We start from the raw sequence: 3,860 nt of genomic DNA on the forward strand, positions 1-3,860 counted from the left end.
ATCTCGTCGGCAACCGCGTTTGCGCCGTCCTGGTTCAGGTCGGCGATCGCGACGGCCGCGCCCGCTTTCGCGAGCTCAAGTGCGATTTCCTTGCCGATGCCGCTTGCGGCGCCCGTGACGACTGCGGTCTTGCCGCTCAGATCTGCTGCCATGTCCGTCTCCTTCCGTTATCGGATCGAAAAAGCGCGCCCCGCTGCATCCGCTTTCGTCGCGCGGCCATGCAGGCGGGCCAGCCGCTATTGTGCACGATCGGCCCCGCCGTTCGCGCGCAAAACGTCTAAGCTTAAGGTCGGTTCCGAGTCGCGGGAGATTCCCATGCGCTATCGACGGCTAGGCCGCTCCGGCCTGCAGATCAGCGAGCTTTCGCTCGGGTCGTGGGTCACCTACGGCAACCAGGTCGACCAGCGGGTCGCTCGCGAATGCCTGGCGGCGGCCCGCGATGCGGGCGTCAATTTCTTCGATAACGCCGAGGTCTACGCGGGCGGAAAATCCGAGGAAATCATGGGTCAGGCGCTCAAGTCGCTCGGCTGGCCGCGCATCAGCTACCTCGTGTCCACGAAGTTCTTCTGGGGGCTCGCGGAAGCCCCGAACCAATACCACACGCTGAACCGGAAATATCTGCTGAACGCGATCGACGGCTCGCTGCGCCGGCTGCAGCTCGACCATGTCGACCTCGTGTACTGCCATCGTCCCGATCCGAACACACCGATCGATGAGACCGTCTGGGCGATGAGCGACATGATCGTACGCGGCAAGGCGCTGTACTGGGGCACGTCCGAATGGAGCGCCGACGAGATCCGCGCCGCGTGCGAGTTTGCCGAGCGGAATCATCTGCACAAGCCGGTCGTCGAGCAGCCGCAGTACAACCTGTTCCACCGCACCCGGGTCGAGCAGGAATACGCGCGGCTCTACGACGACTACGGCCTCGGCCTGACGACCTGGAGCCCGCTGGCATCGGGGCTGCTCACCGGCAAGTACCGGAACGGCGTACCGCCGGGCAGCCGCGCGCAACTGCCGGGCTACGACTGGCTACGCGACCGGCTGACGGATCCGGCCAGCAATGATGTGGTCGAACGGCTCGGCGCGATCGCGGCCGAACTCGGTTGCAGCACCGCCCAGCTCGCGATCGCGTGGGTTCTCGCGAATTCGCACGTGAGTTCGGTCATTACGGGCGCCTCCCGGATCGAGCAGATCGGCGACAACATGCGCGCGCTCGACGTTGCCGCGAAGCTGACGCCGGAGGTCAAGCAACGCATCGAGGAGGCCGTCGGCGACGCATACGAGTAAGGCGACTCACGTCCACTCGCGTACAATACGCGGCCGCATTGGCGCGCGGCCAGACGGCCGCGAGCGATCGTCCGTTTTCATCGATTCATCCTTCGTTTCAGGCAGCCAGCCATGCTCAGTTATCGTCACGGTTTTCACGCAGGCAACCACGCGGACGTGCTCAAGCACGCCGTCGTCGTCCAGCTGCTGCGCTACCTGAACAATAAAGACAAGTCGTACTGGTACATCGACACGCACGCCGGCGCCGGCGTGTATTCGCTGCGCGACGGTTATGCGGCCAAGACGGGGGAATTCGACACCGGCATCGGCCCGCTGTGGAACGACAAGAACCTGCCCGAGGCGCTCGGCGATTACATCGACGAGGTGCGCGCGCTGAACGACGATGGCGAGCTACGCTACTATCCGGGCTCTCCGTATCTCGCATGGCGATCGATGCGCGAGCAGGACCGGATGCGCCTGTTCGAAATGCACACGACGGAAATCGACGTGTTGCGTCACAACTTCCGCGACGCAGGGCGCCGCGCGATGATTTTCGCCGGTGACGGCTTCGAGGGCATCAAGGCGCTGCTGCCGCCGCCGCCGCGACGCGCACTCGTGCTGATCGATCCGTCCTATGAGGACAAGAAGGACTACGCTCGCACGGTGACCTGCGTAACGGAATGCCTGAAGCGTTTCGCGACCGGCTGTTACGCGATCTGGTATCCGCAGGTTGCGCGGGTGGAATCGCAGCGTTTTCCGGAGCAGCTCAAGCGCCTGCAGCCGAACAACTGGCTACACCTGACGTTGACGGTATCGAATCCGCCGGCAGACGGCCTGGGCCTTTACGGCAGCGGAATGTTCATCCTGAATCCGCCGTACACGCTTGCGCAGAGCATGAACGAAGCGCTGCCCTATCTCGTCGAACGCCTCGGACAGGATAGCGGGGCCCGGTGCCAGATTGAGCACCGCGGGAACTGAGCGGACGGCTTGTCGTTACGGCTGCGGTCTTGGCGTGGGTTTTGGCTGATTGGCCGGCGACACGCCCCAGCCCGGCACATTGATATACGGCGCGACAAACAGCGGGACCGATGAATTCGGTCCCTGCCCCGCCGGCGCTCGCATGCCCGCGGGTTCAACGATCGGCTCGGACGATAACGGAGCCGTTTGCAACACCAGTCCGCCCTGGCCATCCTGGATCCCGCGCTGCGTATCGAGAATCAACGGCTTGGATGACGTTGCCGCACCGGCCGCCACCCCATGAGCGAGCACCGCAGCCCCCAAAACGAGACGCGCGCGGGAAACGTGACGCACATCGAGACGCAAGCGCATGGTTGTGTTCATCCGGTTGAAAAGCAGGTCCATACCATAGCGCCGCGCCGGCGATTTCGCCAGATCAAGCGCACAAAAAACAAAGCCCCGTCAACACGGGGCTTGCTTTTCGTTCGGTGCCACACGGCACCTGACGGTGACTCCGATTACAGGGAGTAGCCGTTGGTTTCGAGCGAACGGATACGGCTCTCGAGCTGGACGATGTCCGACGACGTGGCGAGGTAAGCCTCACGGCGCTCACGTTCTGCGGATTCGAACCAGTTGCTCAGCTTTTCAACGATGTAGGCGATCATGATGTTCTCCAAGGAAGGGGGACCCCTGGCGAATCGAGATTCAGGGATTTCCCGTATAGGGTTATCCCGAATTATAGTGATGCCGCACCAAGATGCTAGTGAAATGCTTGCATGGAAGCCATTCTCGTTTGGAATGGTTTGTGAAATATCCGCCTTAACCCACTGATTTTTAAGAAAATTGAATCAAGATCCATTTTTGACCTCGAGGATGTGCACTAATCTGGTTCACTGGTCGGATCGGCCAGGCGCGCCAAGATCGGGCATTCGGGCCGCCCGTCACCATGGCAGTGCGCGGCGAGATCGGCGAGCGTATTGCGCATGTCGCTCAATTCCGCGATGCGTTTGTCGAGTTCGACCACGTGTTCCAGCGCGATCGACTTCACTTCGGCGCTGGCGCGGGAACGGTCCTGCCAGAGCATCAGCAGCTTGCGGATATCCTCGACGAGAAAACCGAGACGCCGTGCCTGGCGGATGAAACGCAGGATATGGACTTCGTCCGAACCGTAGATCCGGTATCCGGCGTCGCTCCGCTTGCTCGGCGCAAGGAGGCCGACCTGTTCGTAGTACCGGATCATTTTTGCGCTGACGCCGGATTCGCGTGCCGCGTCGCCGATATTCATTCCCCGCCCTCTCTCCATCAAGCACTGATTCGAACACGAACGTCGACGCAAGCAGCCGTCGACGACACCTCGATCGTATCAAATCGGGAGATGTCGTTCCGGCGTGGGTGGTGACTGCGGATCGACAGCAATCCGGATGTACTTATTGAGGTGGGTGGCTGCGGAATCTGCTGGTTCGGGACAGCATGCAGTTTGTATCGATGGGGGCCCGCTCATCGACGACCACGTCGACGGATCGCACTTTTCCGCGCCGCAAATGCAAAAACCCCCGCCTGTTCGGGCGGGGGTTTCTGGCTTAGGGAGCCTGACGATTACCTACTTTCACACGGGAATCCGCACTATCATCGGCGTA

At 61.9% G+C, this 3,860-nt stretch carries 6 protein-coding genes; 2 read left to right on the top strand and 4 right to left on the bottom strand.

Going from position 1 to position 3,860, the window contains the following annotated elements:
- On the bottom strand, positions 1-152 hold a 152-nt coding region (locus DIE23_RS38650), incomplete at its 3' end, for an SDR family NAD(P)-dependent oxidoreductase (RefSeq protein ID WP_124618123.1).
- Between the two features lie 163 nt (positions 153-315).
- Here DIE23_RS38650 and DIE23_RS38655 point away from each other — a divergent pair.
- Both DIE23_RS38655 and DIE23_RS38660 read left to right on the top strand, forming a co-directional pair.
- The gene (locus tag DIE23_RS38655; RefSeq protein WP_124618124.1) at positions 316-1,287 is read left to right on the top strand and encodes an aldo/keto reductase; all 972 of its coding nucleotides are present in this window, start codon (positions 316-318) and stop codon (positions 1,285-1,287) included.
- Positions 1,288-1,398: 111 nt separating this feature from the next.
- Positions 1,399-2,244: a 23S rRNA (adenine(2030)-N(6))-methyltransferase RlmJ gene (locus DIE23_RS38660; protein WP_124618126.1), complete on the top strand. Its 846-nt coding sequence runs from the start codon at positions 1,399-1,401 to the stop codon at positions 2,242-2,244.
- A gap of 15 nt (positions 2,245-2,259) precedes the next feature.
- On the opposite strand, the gene DIE23_RS38665 is transcribed toward DIE23_RS38660, so the two are convergent.
- The 3 genes from DIE23_RS38665 to cueR all read right to left on the bottom strand — a co-directional run bounded on the left by DIE23_RS38665 (position 2,260) and on the right by cueR (position 3,508).
- The gene (locus DIE23_RS38665; protein ID WP_124618128.1) at positions 2,260-2,628 is read right to left on the bottom strand and encodes a hypothetical protein; all 369 of its coding nucleotides are present in this window, start codon (positions 2,626-2,628) and stop codon (positions 2,260-2,262) included.
- 113 nt (positions 2,629-2,741) lie between these two features.
- Positions 2,742-2,888, bottom strand: coding sequence for a DUF3563 family protein (locus DIE23_RS38670; protein ID WP_006478295.1), 147 nt, complete (start codon positions 2,886-2,888; stop codon positions 2,742-2,744).
- A gap of 215 nt (positions 2,889-3,103) precedes the next feature.
- Positions 3,104-3,508 carry a Cu(I)-responsive transcriptional regulator gene (gene cueR, locus DIE23_RS38675; protein ID WP_124618130.1) on the bottom strand — a complete coding sequence of 135 codons (405 nt, stop codon included), beginning with the start codon at positions 3,506-3,508 and terminating at the stop codon, positions 3,104-3,106.
- Positions 3,509-3,860: the final 352 nt, after the last annotated feature.

This window comes from Burkholderia sp. Bp9143, from assembly GCF_003853645.1.
Taxonomy (GTDB): Bacteria; Pseudomonadota; Gammaproteobacteria; order Burkholderiales; family Burkholderiaceae; genus Burkholderia.